The following is an 18,343-nucleotide window of genomic DNA, read 5'->3' as shown; positions in this document are numbered from 1 at the left end:
GTAAATCATTCACCTCTCCTTACTTTTTGGATAAATCTACTTATTTATCAATAAATTTAAATATCTATTAATTAGATGATATTTTGAAATATCGATTAAATAATAGCATATTTGGTTATGCTTGCCGTCATCACAGGAGATATCGTCGATTCAAGAAAGTTAGCCAATCAACAGGATTGGTACCTTCCTTTGGAATCATTGTTCAATTCATGGGGACCCAAAAATGAAACTTGGGAGATTTTCCGCGGGGACAGTTTCCAAGTCGAAGTAGCAGATTCTTTGGAGGCGCTTAAAAAAGCAATGTTTATAAAGGCCACGTTGAAATCCATCAAATCCCAAAGCCAACAGAAAAGAACTGCCCCCGTAGACGTAAGGATGGCTATTGGCATAGGGGAGAGGGAACAAAATGCCGAAAGCCTAGGCATGCGCACAGGATCTGCTTATATAAATTCGGGTGAGGCATTTGAGCAATTGAGAACAAAGGAACAGAACTTATTGGTCCAAACCCCATGGGAAGATTTTGACAAAGAAATGAACCTGATGCTCAAGCTTGCTTTGATTGTCATGGACAATTGGTCAAATAATTCGGCAGAAATAATGAAAATTATCTTGGAAAGACCTGGTTTAAAACAAGTAGAAATCGGGGAAATCCTTGGAATTGAACAGAACTCAGTAAGTGCAAGATTGAGAAGGGCATATCATTCCGAAATGCTGGAACTACACGATCTTTATAGAGAAAAACTAAAGAGACTGATGCCATGATCATTTTTATCAAAATCCTCTTAGCCCATATTCTGGGAGATTTTTTGCTCCAACCCAAGTCTTGGGTAATTGAAAAGGAAAAGAAAAAGGCAGCTTCTCCAAAATTATATTTTCATGTCCTGATTCATGGGATTTTGGTTATGGTTTTTTTATGGAACTTCCAATATTGGCTTTTGGCCTTATTGGTTTTGATTTCCCATTTTTTGATCGATTGGGCAAAACTGGAATTCCAGACTAAGAAAAGTAAGACAGCTTGGTTTATAGCTGACCAAATTCTGCATGTAGCTGTGCTTATAAGTCTTGCCCTTATCTGGGATTATCCTCAAACGGACCGGCTGTGGAAGATTGAAGAATTCCCTGTTTGGACAGTGGTCACAGCTGTGAGTTTTCTGAGCTTTGGAGTTCCTGTGATAATGAATGCCTTATTGGAACCTTGGTCTTCCAAAATCGCTGATGGCCCAAAAAATTCCCTTCCCAATGCAGGGAAATATATAGGGATATTGGAAAGACTTTTGGTGTTTGTTTTTATCCTCACTGACCATTGGGAGGGCGTAGGATTTTTGATCGCTGCCAAATCCGTTTTTAGGTTTGGTGACCTGAAAGAATCCAAAGACAGAAAGTTGACCGAATATATCCTGATCGGAACTTTGCTGAGTTTTGCCATGGCAATAACCACGGCTTTGGCTTGCATCTATCTGATAAAAACCTTCTCACCATGAACAGGCGTCCTTTCCTTAAAAAATTGACTTTAGCAACTTCTGCTGTTTCGGCGCTGCCTTTTTTTGCTTTTGGAAAAATGGATTTTCCTGAAAATAACAGCTTAAAGTTTATCATTGCCTCCGATGGACATTATGGACAGCCAAATACGGATTTTGAAGGAATTCATACAAGACTGATAGAGGCCGTTAATGGTGAAAAGGACGTGGATTTTGTCGTATTCAATGGAGATCTGATCCACGATGATCCGGCTTTGATGCCAAAAGTCAAAGCAGTTTACGACACATTGAAAGTGCCTTACTTTCCGGTCAAAGGAAATCATGACCGGGTTTCAGAGGCTGAATGGAACCGGATTTGGGGTATTCCTGCTGATTTTGCCTTTAAAGTAAAAGGAAATTATGGAATGATTTTGGCCAATAGTTCCAATGAGGAAGGAGATTACCTTTGTGCAAATACCGAGTTTCTTAAATTCAAATTGGAAGAGTTCAAAGATCTATCCCATGTATTTTTATTCATCCATATTTCCCAAAATGACTGGACAAAACATGGTGTTTCCTGCGGAGAGGTATTGGAACTGATAGCAGCTTACCCAAACGTCAAAGTCATATTTCATGGCCATGACCATGATGTGGACGGCATCATGTTCAACAGTAAAAAACCCTATTTATGGTCGGGACATTTTGGGGGAAGTTGGGGATCGCCTCATCCGGGATATCGGGTTTGCGAAGTAGGGGAAGATGGGAAAGTGGTCACTTATCTCAAAGCAATGAAAGATGGCTTGATATTAAGCCGACATACGCTTTGAATCCATACCGAAATAGTAAAATCAATTTAAGGGTGTAATGGTGTGATTTTGTCAAAAATTCACAAGGCTTGTTTCAAATATTACTGATTTTTAAGTCGACATTTCCATTTTTCTCAAACTGATAATTACCCATCCTTAACAATTACTCCAACCTTAGAAAAAGAATTGTTTAAATTCCTTGGGGCTTGGAATACTTTCGCATTGCTCGCCTATATTTCCCCAAAATCCATGAAAAAAGCCATTTTGATGGTCTTAATTTGCTTTGGTCTAATATCCATCTCTTTTTCCCAAAAAATCAATGATGCATATCGGCTGAATATCCGCAAGACCACCGATCCCATTGTGATCGATGGGGTATTGGATGAGGTATCATGGAAGGAGGCAGAAGTAGCGACTGATTTTTTTATGATTACTCCGATGGATACGAGCTACGCTGATGTCAGAACGGATGTCAGGATGGCTTATGATGACAAACATCTTTACTTGATTGTCGTCAATTACCACGCCATGGAAGGACCATATATGGTAGAGTCTCTCAGACGGGATTTTAGTTTTGGGAAAAACGACAACTTCCTGCTCTTTATGGATCCTTTTGATGATCAAATCAACGGATTTTCTTTTGGAGCCAATGCAGCAGGTGCACAATGGGACGGCATCATGTACGATGGCGGAAAGGTGGACTTGAGTTGGGACAATAAGTGGGAATCAAAAGTAAAAAATTATGAGGACAGGTGGGTTTTTGAAGCATCAATTCCTTTCAAATCTATCCGTTATAAATCAGGAATTAAGGAATGGGGGATCAATTTTAGCCGGCTTGATCTAAAGACAACAGAAAAATCAGGTTGGGCACCTGTACCCCGCCAATTCCCATCGGCTTCCCTTGCCTATACAGGTATTCTTGTATGGGACAATCCCCCTCCTGCAGCAGGTCCCAATATTTCTGTAATTCCTTATGGATTGGGTGGTCTTTCCCAAAACCGGAAAGAAGGGGAGGATCCAGTTTATAGAAACTCTTTTGGGATGGACGCCAAAATCGGTTTAGGGTCTGCCCTTAACCTTGATCTGACTGTCAATCCTGATTTTTCACAGGTAGAAGTAGACAAGCAGGTTACCAATCTTGACAGATTTGAGCTCTTTTTCCCTGAGAGGAGGCAGTTTTTTCTTGAAAATGGAGACCTCTTTGCCAACTTCGGATATGAAACCATTCGGCCTTTTTTCTCAAGGAGAATCGGTCTGAAAGCACCCATTCAGGCGGGTGCCCGGCTCAGTGGCAAATTGAACAAAGACTGGAGGATAGGCGCCATGACCATGCAAACAGGACAGGTGGAAGAGGAAAACCTCGATGCACAGAATTTTTCGGTTCTCACCTTACAGCGCAGGGTATTGGCAAGATCAAACTTGAGTGCGATCGTTGTCACGAGGCAGGCTGGTATGTTTACACCACCTTTACCGGAAGATTCCGTTTCCACTTCCGAATATGACCGAAATGTAGGACTTGAATTCAATTATGCATCCTCTAACAACCTTTGGACAGGAAAAGCCTTTGTATTGAAGTCGTTCAACCCCATGACCGGTGGTGACGGCCTTGTCTATGCTGCAAACCTGAGGTATACAAGCGGGAATCTTTATTGGAATCTCCAGCATGAATATGTCTCTGAAAATTATACTGCCGAAGTGGGTTATGTCCCAAGAACAGGTTTCTACAAGATTAATCCTCTTGTTGGGTACCTGTTTTTTCCGGAAAGCAAAAAAATTCTCAGTCATGGACCTGAATTCAGTACCAAATCATTTTTTGATACCAAAATGAATCAGACTGACAATGAGACCTATGTGTCATATAAGGTGAGGTTCAGGACCCAAAGTGTCTTTACCACTTGGTTTGCACATGATTATATCAAGCTACTTAAGCCATTTGATCCTACAAACCTTGGAGGAGAAAAACTGCAAGCAGGTACGGAACATCAGTGGTTTGCCTGGGGAACTGAATTTACCTCCAAGCCTCAAAGCATTTTTACCTATGCTTTTGCGAGTAGGCTAGGAGGATATTATGCCGATGGAAACAGGTACAATGTCAGTGGGGAATTGGGGTATAGGTTCCAGCCTTATTTCAGTATGACCTTGAATGCCAACTACAATGAAATCCACCTAACCGAACCTTGGGGAATTACCACTTTTTGGCTGGTAGGTCCCAGATTAGATTTGACCTTGACCAATAAATTCTTTGTCACAGCATTTGTTCAGTACAATGAACAAGTAGATAACATCAATCTAAACACCCGAGTGCAGTGGAGATTCAAACCTGCTTCTGATATCTTTCTTGTATTTACCGATAATTATCTTCCCGCTCCTTTTTTTGCAAAAGACAGGTCTGTGGTACTTAAATTCACTTATTGGTGGAATATTTAATTAAGTTTGTACAGCCCAACTAAAATTGTGATATCGTTATGTTACAAAAAGTATTCAAGTCAGTCATTCTTTCTTGGCTCTTATTGATGTTTTTTTGCCTTATTGGAGGTGTCCCAAACAATGAAAATGACCTTCAGATTATACTTCCTATGATCATGGTACCTGCTGCAGGGGGAATTTCAGGTTTTGTTTTTCACCTTATTGACAGGTCTCAATCCAAAAGCAATATCAAACCGTATTTATTGATGGCTATAAAGGCGATGGTGTTTATTATTTTAGTGGGTGGAGCATTTTTCCTTGGAATGAACGGACATGATTGAATCCTAATATCCGCCATCTTTTCTATTGTTTATTTGATATTGAAATTCAAAAATCAAATAAAGTTTCTTATCAAATTAATCTATTGGATGAATAGACCAACTTATATTGGTGGTAAAGTGATATAGGCTTATTATATTTAATGCAAAACCTAACGCAACTTTGCCAAAACTCGAAAGATTTAAATTTTTTCTAAGAAACTCACGCAGGATATTGACACCTGAGCGGTTTGCATTGGCATCAGTTTGGGTGCAATTGATAGCGATTTTTCTAACAAGTGCTGTCATTATCATTGTTTTTTCTCCATTTGTGGGAGACTTGCCTTTGACATACAAGATTTTTGCTGATCCTTCTTATTACTCTGATGCCAAAGGTCCTGTCCCCATCGCTTCAGGACTGATCCTTGTTTTATTGGGACTTGTTTTATTTTCTTTCATCATTTCGGTTTTGTCAGCTGCATTGATCAAATTAATCGATAATATCAAAAGTGGCTCTTTGCCCTACAAAGGCACCGGACATACTGTTTTTATCAATTACAACATCAAACTTCCTTTAATCCTTGATCAATTTAATTTAAGGGCAAAGGAAAAAGGATCGATTGAAAATGTGGTTCTTCTTTTTTCTGATAACAATATAGTGTCCTCTTTCAGGACTTTGCTCGACAAAGACCGATGGGGAAATCTTGATATTTTTATAAGACAGGGAAATCCACTAGCGTTTCAAACCTACGAAAAGCTGTCAATTACAAATGCCTTAGGGATCGTTATTTTATTGCCAGAAAGGGAAGGGGATGATTTTGCAGCAGATAATTTTAACCTCAAAATCCTAACAACCCTTACAAATAATCAGACTTTTTTTAAGTACCTATCTGACAGGCAAGGTTCAAGACACCCTATCAAATGCTCCATCGAATTGTCAAACAGTCCTGACAGCAGGGAAATTGCTTTGGAACTGACTTCCCATGGCGCAGGAGCCTTATTTGCAGTCATCACACCGGGAGATGTCATCGGCAGCATTTTGGCAAGGGCTAAAGTGGATGTGGTTTACTATAAAGCCTTTTTTGAAATTTTGTCATTTGATGGGTCCACCATTCATTTTGTTGACCCTAAACGGTTTTTGGATAAGGGAGATTTTGGAGGGGTTTATTATGAACAGCTGTTGTTCAGTTTTGAGGGTGGAACCTTGCTGGGTTTTTCTGGTGTCAACAAAGAAGGAGGCTTTGAAATGAGCCTTTGCCCATTTGGAGAAACTGCAAAATCTACAGATTGGATGTTGTTTTTAACCAAAAACATCAAAGATCTCCATTATAAATCTTTGACATCCAAACCATTGTTTGTCAAAAACGAAGCAATCATTCCACCTAAAGAAGCTGCAAGTAAAAAAATCTGTGTGGTAGGCAATGCATGGCCCCTGGGGAACATTGATGATTTTATGGATGTGTCCAGCTTGGCCTCTTTAGAGGAATCACATTTTGTATTTGAGGAGCCTTCAGAATATTTTATGCCTGCTTTTCTCCAGGGTCTCCATGAAGTCGATTATGATAATATTATCATCAATCTTGATGATGAACAGGGATTTAGGCTGACTATGTTATTGGTTTCTAAAAACAGAAATGACCAGAGTTTTATGACAAAAATTGTTACCATTCTTGGAGATCCGGTCACAGAACAGCTTCTCAATACCAATGTGCTTAAAAGCAATACCGTGCTTTCCCACAAACTTGCGGCAAGGTATATCGCACAGATTTCTTTTCAGAAAAATCTCGATAGGTTATTTACCGAACTTGCTTTTGCAGAAGGAGCGGAGTTCAATCTTTTGGAGGTAGGTAAGCATATCCCTGCAGATCTTTTGGTAGATTTAAGTGAGTTGAAGAAAATGTTGGCCGCTCACAAAATGGTCTATATCGGCACAGTGGACAATGAAAAAAATGTTTTTTTGGAGGCTTCTACCTTTTCAGATACTAAACAGATTCTTGTTTTGAGCTTTGGGGAAATTGTCGATTGACCTATCTGCAGCACCAATCGCTAATTTTCGGTTTTCCTGACTAAAAATCAGGAGGTTTGTATGCGGAACCTTTTTACAATAAATTTGCCTCCATGGAAAAAGATAATAACTTGAACGGTGCTGAAAAACAGCTGAACAATCCTCTTCATGGCGTCCGATTGGCAGATATTTTGGATTATTTGGTTAAAAAACACGGATGGGAATACCTTGGCGACAGATTCAATTTCAGATGCTTTACGCATGATCCTTCTGTAAATTCAAGTTTGAAGTTTTTGAGGAAGACAGATTGGGCAAGAAAAAAGGTGGAGGATTTTTATATTAAATCCATTGAAAGAGAAAGGCGAGCTTAATATTTATCAAGAACATATGCCCTCATTTATTTCCATTGACCCAACTGAAATTATTCCTGTATAGTAAGCTGTTATTTTTCAGATTTTGACAATCAAAGGATATATTTCAAATTATTTTTAAAAAAAATAAATTTTTTTTCTAATTCCCGAAATGACCATATTAAGCATTTTAAAAAGTAAAATGCAGTTTTTTTGAATCGATTTACAATAATCAAATGATGTAATGGGAAGTGTTTTAATTACTTCATTTTCAGGTATTTTTAACTCAAAGCAAGACGGATTAAAGAGTTTGTATTTTGATTTTTTTGTCCCATATTAGAATCGAAATAGAGATTTTGATCACCCAATGAACACTTATTTCTTTTCGTTTTCGTATTTGAAGTATTGTTTAATCCCCACCCGAATTGTTATGAAAAATAAAACAAAATTTATTAAAGCAAATTTGTATGCACTGTTTGCAGTCCTTTCGATCCTGACATTTTATGACATGGTCGGGATTGAAATCGGTAAAAATGTTTCATCCATCATTCCAAATGCATTTTTGATGATTGCGCCGCAACTTGGCTTTGTTTGGTATTATTGGAGGTCATACAGCGTAAAAAACAAGAAAGTGTCTGTCTAAACTGACACTTTAGAATTGAAAAGATTAAAGGATTAAATTCTAGTTTAGTACAGGTTTTTGGTTTTTTGGTAATGAACTTTCTATGTTCATTTGATTAAAAGGTTAAATGGTTGCATTTTGGTCTGGGGATTTTTGAGGTTAAGAACTTCAGAAATCCCCGGTTTTTTTTAGTGGTAAGGGTTGTTTTTTTTAGTCTTAACCCATTATTTGGAACGGGAAGTTTTTTTCCAAACCTTATTTTCCCAAAATAGAAAGCATTTTTTCACCATATCTTGTTCCTAGTATTCGGTAACCTTCTGCTGAAAAATGGAGACCATCTGAAACTGCAGGGCAGTCTTCAGACGAAATCACAAATGAATTGGGAATATGCCTTGGGAGTGTTTGGATGATGGGGTTCATGCTTGCACATTTACCACCTTGGGCTGCTCCGACTAATTCACCTGCAAGTAAAGGGACTGAGTTTGCTTCCAATCCCAGATCATTAAGTATGTTATCATAAACCCCCTTCACTTTGTTTGGCCATTCCTTGTCGCCGGTATTTGATTCTCCCTGATGCAATAAAATGCCTTTGATCACACCGTCTTTTTGAGCGGATTTGGCAAGTTCCAAGAGCCTGCCATATGGATCGCCATCATATTGCGCGATCATGTTTTTCATCCATCCGGGAGCTGTTTCAGAATAGGTTTGGTAATTATCCTTGTCAAACAATTCGATCTAGCAGCCTCCCACAGAGACATTGATGATCCCGACTTTGATGCTGTCAGGTAGACCTGCGATTAAGGTCTTTCCAAAATAATCACCCGGAGTGAGCCCGGTATTGCAGCGGCTGAGTGGAGGAACAGCATAGTACCAATTCCCTTTTTCTCTATGAAGATTTGGGCAATCAGCAGCCTGCATGAGCATAAACCTTTCATTGGAGATAGTATCCTGCGGCTCAAACCTCGCATGCCCTTCCATATTGGACTGACCAAAACTCAGGAAGATGTAGAAGTTTGGATCCTGTGCTTGGCTTTTTGTTCCGGTAAATAAGATTGTAATTAGGAATAGAGCTGCTAGTTTTAATTTCATATTATAATGGTTTTGAAATTTTATATCTCAAGGATTTGACTTTGGGGACAGTGGTCTGATTTTAGATCCTGCCAAAAATTAGGCTATTGATTTTATGAAAGTTAATCAACCTTAAGCTATGATAGGTGTGAAAAATTGACCAAATGTCTTCAAAACTTATCCAAGTGGTTTATCCAGAATTTGATTGCCCAAATAATTAAAATATAATGGTTAATTTTTGGATTCTAAATCAACCTATTGAACCCATGAACTTCAAAAGAATTTCGAAATCCATTTTTTGGGGACTGTCAGTCCCTTTGGTATTTGTCATGATGCAATGCACCTCATCTGCTCCTGATTGGGATAGCAAAAACAAAGAACTGATCCATCAATATAACTTGACAGAAAGGAGTCTAAATCTTCCGGAATCAACAGTATCATCAAATCTTGAGGCTGCTCAGCCAACAAAGATTGAAAGCATCGAATCTGTTGAACTTTATCCCGGTGTGATGGCAAAAGTGTTTTGGGGTAGCGGTGCGATGGGAAGTATTGTGGAGCTTCAACCCAATGCAGCCATTCCTGAAGAAATTCTAACTGCCGACAGGATCATGATGGTGATGGAAGGCGAGGTCCAACAACTCATCAATGGCTCTATGAAAGAAATGGTTGCCATTAAGAGACAAGCTCCGGATGGGGTAAATGGAGGTACGCCCAGAGCGGATTTTATTTATTTGGAAAAAGGGAGTAAAAATGCCATTACTGCCGGATCAAATGGTGCCAAGTTGCTAGAAGTCTACAGTCCCTTGCGCTTGGATTATCTCCAAAAAGCAGGTGTAAAAGACCTTCCTGCAGAAATTGCTGACATAGAATCCCCACAAAATCCAAACCTGAGTCCAAACAAAGTGTATGACCTCTATGATATACAACTTACTGAATTGGCACCCGGAGCTTTTACGAGATTGATTTCCGGCAAGAACATGTTGCTGAGCTTTATCTCGATGGATCCGGATTCTGTCTTTGGGCATCATAACCATCCCGAAGAGCAAATGATGATGTTACTGAGGGGTTCTGTAAATCAGATATTGTTGGATGAAAAAAAGCAGATGGGAATCAATGACCTTGTAAGGATACCGGGAAATATGGTGCATGGATCTGAAATCGGTGAGCTTGGTGCTGATGTGATGGATATCTTCTGGCCTTCGCGGGCAGATTACATGGAAAAAGAAAAAGAGAAGAAAGCTGCCTTTCATGCCATTATTCCTGAAGATGCAAAGTTGGAATTGCTCATTGACGGAAAGAAAACCCAACCGGAACTGTTTTTTACCGAAGGACCAAAATGGATGAATGGCAAAGTCTATTTCTCCAATATGTTTTTTGACAAGGATTTTAATGCAGATCCAAAAAGGAGTTCGACAGTAGAAATGGATCCTGATGGAACTTACCGCAACATCACAGCAGGGAAGATGCAGACCAATGGGCTTTATCCTTATAAAAACGGAAACCTGATCGTCTGCGACATGATGGGACATCAGGTCGTCGAAATGACCATAAAAGGAGAAGTTGTGAGGGTTCTTGCTGATAAATTTGGTGGAAAACCGATCGATGGACCCAACGATGTCATTACGGATTCCAAAGGTGGTTTTTACTTTACTGATCCGCAATTCACCATGGAACCTGAGAAATTTCAACCTGGACGTGCAGTATATTATGTGAACCCAAAAGGTGAAATCTCAAGGATTACCGAACCCAATGAATTTGCCATGCCCAATGGGATTTTGTTAAGTCCTGATGAAAAAACACTTTATATCAACAACTGCTACGACAAAGAATCGTGGTTTCCAGTCCAAAGTGAAAAGGACAATTTCATCTGGGCGTATGATGTGAACGAGGACGGCTCGGTCAGGAATGGGAGGAAGTTTGCAAAAGTATTGCTCAACGGAGAAGTATTGGACAGGAAAGGAAGATCCTCAGGAGCCGATGGCATGGCTATCGACAAAGAAGGTAATGTCTATGTCGCCACTTACAATGGGGTGCAGATATTTAACAACCATGGTACTTATGTCGGAATGATCAACTTGCCCACTTTTCCTGTCAGTCTTTGCTTTGGGGGTGATGATATGAAGACATTATTTATAGTAAGTTTCAGCAAAGTCTACAAGATCAAGACTAACAAGGAGGGGTATGTGAATTATTTGGAATAAATAATTGAATATAATTTTCAAAAATTGATATTAATGGATACTGGATATTTACCACAGTTGAAACGCTTATTTCTGAATCAATATCTACTTATATCAATTAATATCATTTATAAATATCTATTACATATCCATCAATATCATTTCCAATATCATTCCAATTACCAGGTTCTCTTACTCATCATCTGATCCAATTCTGCGGAAGTCATGGTTCCCAATTCAGGATGCTTTTTGAGCCAAATCAGGAATGCAGCTTTGATTTCTGGAGTCCATTGGCTGTCGATTTCTCCAGTGCTATAGATACCCTCGCGAACCATTTCGAAACCAAACTGGTCTTTCCTGATGACAAATTCAGCAGTGCTGACAACCTGCTCTGCCATGTGAGCGGGAACAAAAAGGACTCCCTCTATTGTAGCGATTACCAAGTCACCTGGAAGTACAATTGCATTTCCGATTCGGATTGGAGTATTCAATCCCATCAGAACCATTTCCTCTGTAAAAGAAGGATGAAAGTCACGGACAAAAGCATTGAATCCTTTTATATTCCGGATTTCCTGAAGGTCTCTCGCAGCCCCGTCAAATACAACCCCGTTTCCTGATTTACTCAAAATAGAATTGGCCAAAGTAGCTCCCATGATACTTCCTCCTGAGATTTTGCCATAAGCATCTGCTACGTACAAGTCACCTTTGGTGAGGATATCGATGGGCCAAGCATTGGTATTTCCTTTTCTGCCTTGGGTTGCTCCCCGGGCTTTGATGTTTTTTTCTACATCCGGACGGCTTGGCAAATACATGGCCGTCACTGCCCTTCCGGTCATCATAATATCGTTGACTGTTTTCCAGCCTCCTTCATATTGGTTGAGATAGCCTTCATTTTTCAATACCGTCCATGCATCATCGACCATGATGTGTTTTGCCCTCTCCAAAAGCTCATCGGAGATTTTTGGCCTGCCATCCGGAAACCGTTCTCCTTTCCATTCAGAGGTAAGGAATATGATTTCTTCTTTGGAGATAGTCTGGGCCGAAACGGTACTTGTCAATGAGACAATAACCATTGAAAAAAGTAATAAACAGAATTTCATAATTAACTTGGTTTATGTTTTACTTAGAAACGTAAGGATCTCATTTCTGGTCATCATCGCCCATCACTTCATAGCCTTTCCATTTGAAACTCGTCGCAAGTCCAGATGCGGCAGGCCAGGCAATTTGGTGCTGATCACTCGCAACCCATTTTCGGCGGCTTGCTTCTGTATCAAATTCGATCATGATCTGGTAATTGTGGGAGGTCTGTTCGGCTTGGATTTCCTTGGAGATGGTTTCCGGGAATATCCTCAGCAATTTTGAACTGAGGTAACCCTGCTGCACGGTCATGGCAGGGACATAGATAGAATAATACATTTGTTCAAAGGCCTTTGCATTTTCGGCAGGCACGACAAATTCCATTTGAAGGGCCACGGATTTTGGTTCGACCAATGGTTTTTGTACCGCCAATCCCTTTTGTTTGGAAGGAGCGATACCGATCACCAAAAGCTCAAGGTCTTCTGTTCCGGAATTGGAAAGGGTAAGGCTTTCCCCCAACAGGCCATAGAATGCATCATTGGCTTTGATGTTTCCATTTTCTCCGCCCAAAGCAATTGTTCCGGTTCCTTTGGTTACATAATATACTTCTTCAAGACCTTCTAATTTTCTGCTTATGCCTTTACTCCCGGCAGGGATCACCACATGATCGACGTGGTTCCAGTCTGTGGTAAACACTTCGGGACCCAGAATCCTTCGGTACAAGACATTTTCTCCGGCATAGGCTGGATTGTTTGGTTTCATTTTTTCCTTTTCGAGCCTTCCGTATACAAAAGTCGGGACAGGATCAAGCGTAGCACCAACTCGGGTATCTCCAAGGTCAAAGGCATCGGTTTTTCCTTTGGTCAGGCTTACCGCAAAGTTCATCCAGGTCAGGCTTTTGTCAGTGGAATTATAGATCGCATGCGAATCACCCATTTTGCAGGGAACGATTGCAGGGGCTTTGATTAGTGAGGTTTTACCATTGACGGTGAATTCGGCTTCACCATCCAAGATCACAAACATCTCCTCAATCGAATGGTGGAAATGGTGGCCTATCCCTGATTTGGCTTCAATCTTACCAGCATGGAGATAAAGGAAGTTGGTTGAAAGCTCGGTTCTCCCAATCAGTTGGGTAAATCCCATTTTGCCTGCACCTGCATGCACCCCGGTTAATTCCCGGTATTTAGCAGGATCATTGGGGACAATCCGGTCTTTGAGTGACTGCGCCGATACCTGAAAAGTCAGGAAAAAGGCGATTAAATAAACAAGTTTCTTCATGGTATTTCTGGGTTTTGATGTCTGATTTGAATGATCTACTCTAAAGGTATTTAGAATTTATTTCTTATCCGGAAGTGCATATACGATATAGCCTTTGGGCAAAGCACCTTCCTTCTTGGAATGGTTGTAACTGTCCTTTGCAAAATTGGAAGTAGCATTGATGACAAGATATTGTTTGCCATTAATTGTGTACATACTTGGCTGGGCATTTGATTCGTGGCTGAGTGTTTCCTCCCAAAGGATATTTCCGTTCTCAGCATCGAAGGCATACAGTTTTCCTCCCTTTGCGGTAGCAAATACAATACCTGTCGAAGTCACGACCATCCCTTTTCTCAAAACACCCCCCGGAGCGCCTTTGGACTGATCGCCCTGCACATAAAGAGAATCCTGCCCGACAGGTTTGCTCCATTTGATGGTGCCATTATTTAAGTCATAAGCCAATAAGGATGACCAAGGCGGAGCCGCTAAACCGGGCCATTCAAGTCCATACTCGGTCGTATAGCGAGCCTCAGGGTGTTCAACTCCCTCGGGATAGTCTGACATGGGCGCTCTTTTCACTGAATCCGGCTTTATCTTGGCCCCTCCGGAAGCCACCACGTTGCCTTCCGGTGTTTTGGTTTCTGTATTTCTTCGGAAATTGAAAGTAGCAGGATTTCCTCCAAGGTACCTGTACAATGCCTTCAGCGTCTCTTCATCCACATGCACAAAACCCGGCATTTGCCCACGGCCATTGATGACTGTACTTCTGAATTCATCATAGATCACATGTTGGCCGACATTCAATAATGAAGGTCCGACGCCACCCGACATGTCTTCGCCATGGCAGGTTTTGCAGGTAGTGGCATACATGGTTTTTACCCTTTTCAGCTCATTGTCTGAAAGGTTGATTTTTGGTGGCTCCACCTTATTTAATCTATACAAAGAAGCATGTTCCTGTGTCAGGATAAACATGATCCCGTTTTCAGGATCAGCGGCGGTATTTCCATAATTGGACCCACCCAAGGCTCCCGGCATCATCACTGTTTCATACTTGTCAGAAGGAGGGAGGTATAAACCGGATTTACTTGTCTCCAGTCTTTTATTCCAAGCCTGTTTGATACTATCAGGGAAATAAGGATTTAAATTATCTCTTGTGACTTCATGTTTTGTAAACCTCGGTAAAGCGGGGATAGGTTGGGTTGGCCAAGATTCCTCGCCGGGCATTTCACTTTTTGGAAATGGTTTTTCTTCAATCGGAAATACCGGTTCACCGGTAACCCTGTCAAAAACAAAGACAAAACCATGCTTGGTTGCCACAGCGACTGCATCAATTTCCTTTCCATCCTTCTCAACCGTCATCAGCTGAGGTGCGGGTGAAAGGTCATAGTCCCACAGGTCATGGTGCACAGTCTGATAGTGCCAAATTCTCTCACCGGTCCGGGCATTGATTGCTACCAATGAATTTGCAAATAAGTTGCTGCCGATCCTGTCTGCGCCATAATAGTCATAAGTCGGTGAACCGATGGGTAAATAAGCAATGCCTCTTTCTGGATCAACAGAAATCTCGCTCCAGACATTGACGCCACCTACGTATTTGTAAGCGTCTTTTGGCCAGGTTTCATACCCGTATTCTCCCGGATGCGGGATGGTATGGAAAGTCCAGACATGTTGTCCGGTCACGACATTGTATGCACGGACATATCCGGGAGGAGAAAAGTAGCTTTCCCCCGGCGCTGAACCCAATATCAAAAGGTCATCAAATAAAACTCCGGGCATCATGGCCTGCATTCTTCGGATGGAAGTTGGGTCCCTATCAAGTCCTTCCCTTAAATCTACATAGCCATTGGTACCAAAATTAAGAATGGATTGTCCGTTGACGGCATCAATCGCCTGAAGGGTATTGTTAATGGTAAACAATAAGCGCTTGTCGGTTTTATCTTTGCTTTCCCAATAATTTATCCCCCTTCTTGTGATGCCATTCAAGTTTGCATGGATCCAAATTTCCTTTCCCGTTACCACATTCACAGCGATCAGGGAGGAATTTTTCCCCATCAGGTACATCGTCGTATCAACAATGATTGGGCTGAAGAAATAGGGTGATTCGTCTCCCGTAGGAAACATCCATGCTACTTCAAGTTCTGAGACATTTTCTTTGGTGATTTCCTGGGCATTGAAAAACCTGGATTGGTCAGGAGATCCTCCATAATGTGTCCAAGAGGTATGGTGATCTAAATCTTCTTTTTTACAACCGGTAAATAATCCGATAGCCAAGGGAATGGCAATAATCAATAATGATAAGTAGCGTGGTTTTTTTGGGTTTTGTAACATTTCAAAAGAAGGTTAATAGGCACTTTACATTTTAATTACAAAGTTCATGTTCCATTTATTGAACGTTTGGATTTTGTAACAATATGCAGGATTAAATATATGTGCAGAATCAATTATAGCAAAGAATGTCAAAAGGAGGATTGACCGCTTGTAATACTTTTAGTGTAAAATTGACACTAATTAAGGAAATAGAAGCTCAACCTTTTCTATCTGTGTGAATTTCGGGATGACTTAAATAATGTTGATGAATATTTTAAAGAATATCGGCCTTATTGCTCTTGACAGTCAAATCCCTCAGTTTCAACCTGATTGATCCAAGATTTCCAATTCAGTATTTCCGGTATTTCTCAATTTAGTTTTGGAACAAATTTTTTTCTAAATGATAATTAATAAGATTAAAAAAATGGAATTCAGTTTAGTATAGGTTCTAATGGAATTTAAAACTCATAGAATGAATAAGGCAGGTCTATCAGGCCTGCCTTATTTGATAAATAGCTCTAACAAATCTTCATTTGGTCAGTGTCCGAAACAAAGAACCAGGAACAATTCTCTACCAATTTCCTTATTTAATTGATGTTAGATGCCATTTTGTAACTTGTTGTAAATAATTTGTGTAAAAATTTTTCATTACCTAATAAGATTTGAAATCATTCTGTTTGTATTCAATAGTCCCTCCAGTTATGATTTTCAAAATCTAACCTTATTTTTCGTGGGACAGAGGAATCAATTTTGGACTTAAGTCAGGATTTTCCATGTCCCTGTCAAAAGGAAACATAGGCCTGTTTATCCTTTTGAATTCCATCCTTTCCAGATCCTGATCCACGCCTCCCGGAGTAAGGGCCATGATCCAATCTCCTCGCATGTCATAAAGCTCGGGTACGAGGTAGCCGATTTTGACCACCACAATATCAGTTTGCCTTGGATTCAAATCCAACCTCGTGAAATCGGATTCCAAGTGGTAAGGTTTTCTTTTTTTGGTTACGATCACTAAGACGGAGCCTCTTTTGACTACCACTTCTGCCACGGCATGTTGATCGCCTTCGACGATGGAAGTTATTGTGCCGGATAAGAAAATCGGTGGGGAAAACCTCGAATCCACAGCCGCACCCACATAGCCTTCGACCTTTCCTCCAATGCCGGCAGCTATAGCTTCTTCCACAAACTCTGGACCGGGAATAGAAGCATAAATCAGTGAAGGACCATCGGCACTTTTGAATTCAGGCCGCTTCAGGATTTCATTTAAGGTCCAGGTAACATCCCCTGCACCTCCGGCTGTGGGATTATCACCCATGTCGCTGATCATAAATGGACGCTTGTCACTGGAAATCGCCTTATTCAGACTTTCCTCCAAAGTGGCAGTCGGTGCTATAAAATCAAATTCATGCCTGACATCCCAAAAGCTTTTGGCAAGTTCTGCTGCAGTTTTCTTTACCAATTCACCATCATCTCCTGTAACCATGACATAAGCTTGATTTCGGGGTTCATCGGCCCATGCATAGCCAATCCAAATGCCTGCATCGGTAATCCCTTCCTGAGCTGCAGCTGGTGCGACCTTGGCATACAGGCTTTTGGCAGGATCTATTCTTGTACTTGTTTTTTCACCCGGCAATAAGATAGGAACCGCAATCCATGCTTTATAAGCAGGTTTTCCCATTCCTTTTTCCAAACGGTCCAAAAGATTGTCCACCGTTCTTTTTTTGGATTCCATGGCATCTTCATGGGGTGCCAAACGATAGCAGGTGATCAAATCTGTATGCTTAGCCAACCTTGGAGAAACGCTCCCGTGCAGGTCCATGGAAGTAGATATCACTGTTTCGGTACCGATGACTTCTCTGATTCTCATGATCATATCGCCTTCAGGATCATCAAGGCCCACCACACTCATCGCACCATGTATATCCAAAAAAAGACCGTCATAAGGCAAATTTTTTCTAAGGGAATCCAACATTTCCGTGACCAAGGATTCATACGTTTCCCGGGTGACAGCGCCTCCGGGAATAGCCCTTGCATACAGAGCAGGAAGCCAATTCGCACGTTTTCGGTTGGTAGAATCCTCGGAGAAAAAAGGATATAAGTTGAAGATTTCTTTTCCACGACTTACCCGAAAGGCATCCATTTCACTGACGGCAGGAGAAAAAGTACTCGATTCAATAGCAATGCCTGCAATGCCGATCCGGGGTAATTTGTCATGGTTTGATTTTTGGCTGCAAGCAACCACAAAGAGTAGGAGGGTAGCAAAAACGGAGAGGATTGGATTTATCTTATGCATGGTTGTTTTTTGAATTTGGAACTGTATAAAAGTATTCAATTATGCGAATACAAAAAAGCCAATAAATCTATAGAACTTTCATTAAGGAGGATTCGAGTCATTGGAATTTTCCTGCAAGGCAAAGGGGTAAAGTCTATTTAAATATTCAAAAAAAGGTAAGATATCGTACTGTCTTCTGTTGATTTGGGATTTGCAATTTCT

Annotated in this window: 13 protein-coding genes and 1 pseudogene; 9 read left to right on the top strand and 5 right to left on the bottom strand. The window is 40.7% G+C overall.

The genetic code is table 11. The features are described 5' to 3' along the window. Positions 1 to 117: 117 nt before the first annotated feature. The 8 genes from NK987_RS02170 (at position 118) to NK987_RS02135 (ending at position 7,984) form a co-directional block, all read left to right on the top strand. Positions 118 to 762, top strand: a complete 645-nt coding sequence (locus NK987_RS02170) for a SatD family protein (protein WP_259262534.1) — start codon at positions 118 to 120, stop codon at positions 760 to 762. Continuing rightward, positions 759 to 1,481 (top strand): DUF3307 domain-containing protein, encoded by a 723-nt coding sequence (locus NK987_RS02165; protein ID WP_259262533.1) that lies wholly within the window; start codon positions 759 to 761, stop codon positions 1,479 to 1,481. Before NK987_RS02170 ends, NK987_RS02165 begins: the two co-directional genes overlap by 4 nt. Further along, positions 1,478 to 2,284: a metallophosphoesterase family protein gene (locus tag NK987_RS02160; RefSeq protein ID WP_259262532.1), complete on the top strand. Its 807-nt coding sequence runs from the start codon at positions 1,478 to 1,480 to the stop codon at positions 2,282 to 2,284. The genes NK987_RS02165 and NK987_RS02160 overlap by 4 nt, the downstream gene beginning before the upstream one ends. 228 nt (positions 2,285 to 2,512) lie before the next feature. Further along, complete coding sequence (locus NK987_RS02155; protein WP_259262531.1) at positions 2,513 to 4,690, top strand: carbohydrate binding family 9 domain-containing protein; 2,178 nt, start codon at positions 2,513 to 2,515, stop codon at positions 4,688 to 4,690. Between the two features lie 38 nt (positions 4,691 to 4,728). Beyond that, positions 4,729 to 5,010 (top strand): hypothetical protein, encoded by a 282-nt coding sequence (locus tag NK987_RS02150; RefSeq protein ID WP_259262530.1) that lies wholly within the window; start codon positions 4,729 to 4,731, stop codon positions 5,008 to 5,010. Positions 5,011 to 5,170: 160 nt separating this feature from the next. Then, the gene (locus NK987_RS02145) at positions 5,171 to 7,012 is read left to right on the top strand and encodes a hypothetical protein (protein WP_259262529.1); all 1,842 of its coding nucleotides are present in this window, start codon (positions 5,171 to 5,173) and stop codon (positions 7,010 to 7,012) included. Between the two features lie 92 nt (positions 7,013 to 7,104). After that, on the top strand, positions 7,105 to 7,362 hold the full coding sequence (locus tag NK987_RS02140) for a VF530 family protein (protein WP_259262528.1): 258 nt from the start codon (positions 7,105 to 7,107) through the stop codon (positions 7,360 to 7,362). 409 nt (positions 7,363 to 7,771) lie between these two features. Beyond that, positions 7,772 to 7,984 carry a hypothetical protein gene (locus tag NK987_RS02135; protein ID WP_258422021.1) on the top strand — a complete coding sequence of 71 codons (213 nt, stop codon included), beginning with the start codon at positions 7,772 to 7,774 and terminating at the stop codon, positions 7,982 to 7,984. A gap of 234 nt (positions 7,985 to 8,218) precedes the next feature. Here the strand turns inward: NK987_RS02135 and NK987_RS02130 are convergent. Then, positions 8,219 to 9,052 (bottom strand): annotated as a pseudogene (locus NK987_RS02130) (sialate O-acetylesterase). 245 nt (positions 9,053 to 9,297) lie between these two features. Here NK987_RS02130 and NK987_RS02125 point away from each other — a divergent pair. After that, entirely contained in the window at positions 9,298 to 11,232 is a 1,935-nt protein-coding gene (locus tag NK987_RS02125; protein WP_259262527.1) for an SMP-30/gluconolactonase/LRE family protein, read from the top strand. A gap of 158 nt (positions 11,233 to 11,390) precedes the next feature. Here the strand turns inward: NK987_RS02125 and NK987_RS02120 are convergent, their stop codons facing one another. The 4 genes from NK987_RS02120 to NK987_RS02105 all read right to left on the bottom strand — a co-directional run bounded on the left by NK987_RS02120 (position 11,391) and on the right by NK987_RS02105 (position 18,142). Continuing rightward, entirely contained in the window at positions 11,391 to 12,311 is a 921-nt protein-coding gene (locus NK987_RS02120) for an RraA family protein (protein WP_259262526.1), read from the bottom strand. Positions 12,312 to 12,351: 40 nt separating this feature from the next. Then, entirely contained in the window at positions 12,352 to 13,566 is a 1,215-nt protein-coding gene (locus NK987_RS02115; protein ID WP_259262525.1) for a cupin domain-containing protein, read from the bottom strand. A gap of 57 nt (positions 13,567 to 13,623) precedes the next feature. Then, positions 13,624 to 15,873, bottom strand: a complete 2,250-nt coding sequence (locus NK987_RS02110; protein ID WP_259262524.1) for an outer membrane protein assembly factor BamB family protein — start codon at positions 15,871 to 15,873, stop codon at positions 13,624 to 13,626. Positions 15,874 to 16,573: 700 nt separating this feature from the next. Further along, positions 16,574 to 18,142, bottom strand: a complete 1,569-nt coding sequence (locus NK987_RS02105; RefSeq protein WP_259262523.1) for a M81 family metallopeptidase — start codon at positions 18,140 to 18,142, stop codon at positions 16,574 to 16,576. Positions 18,143 to 18,343: the final 201 nt, after the last annotated feature.

This window comes from Aquiflexum gelatinilyticum (assembly GCF_024813435.1).
Classification (GTDB): domain Bacteria; phylum Bacteroidota; class Bacteroidia; order Cytophagales; family Cyclobacteriaceae; genus Cognataquiflexum; species Cognataquiflexum gelatinilyticum.
Note: the sequence above shows the minus strand (reverse complement) of the source record. Positions and strands in the feature narration are given on the sequence as shown.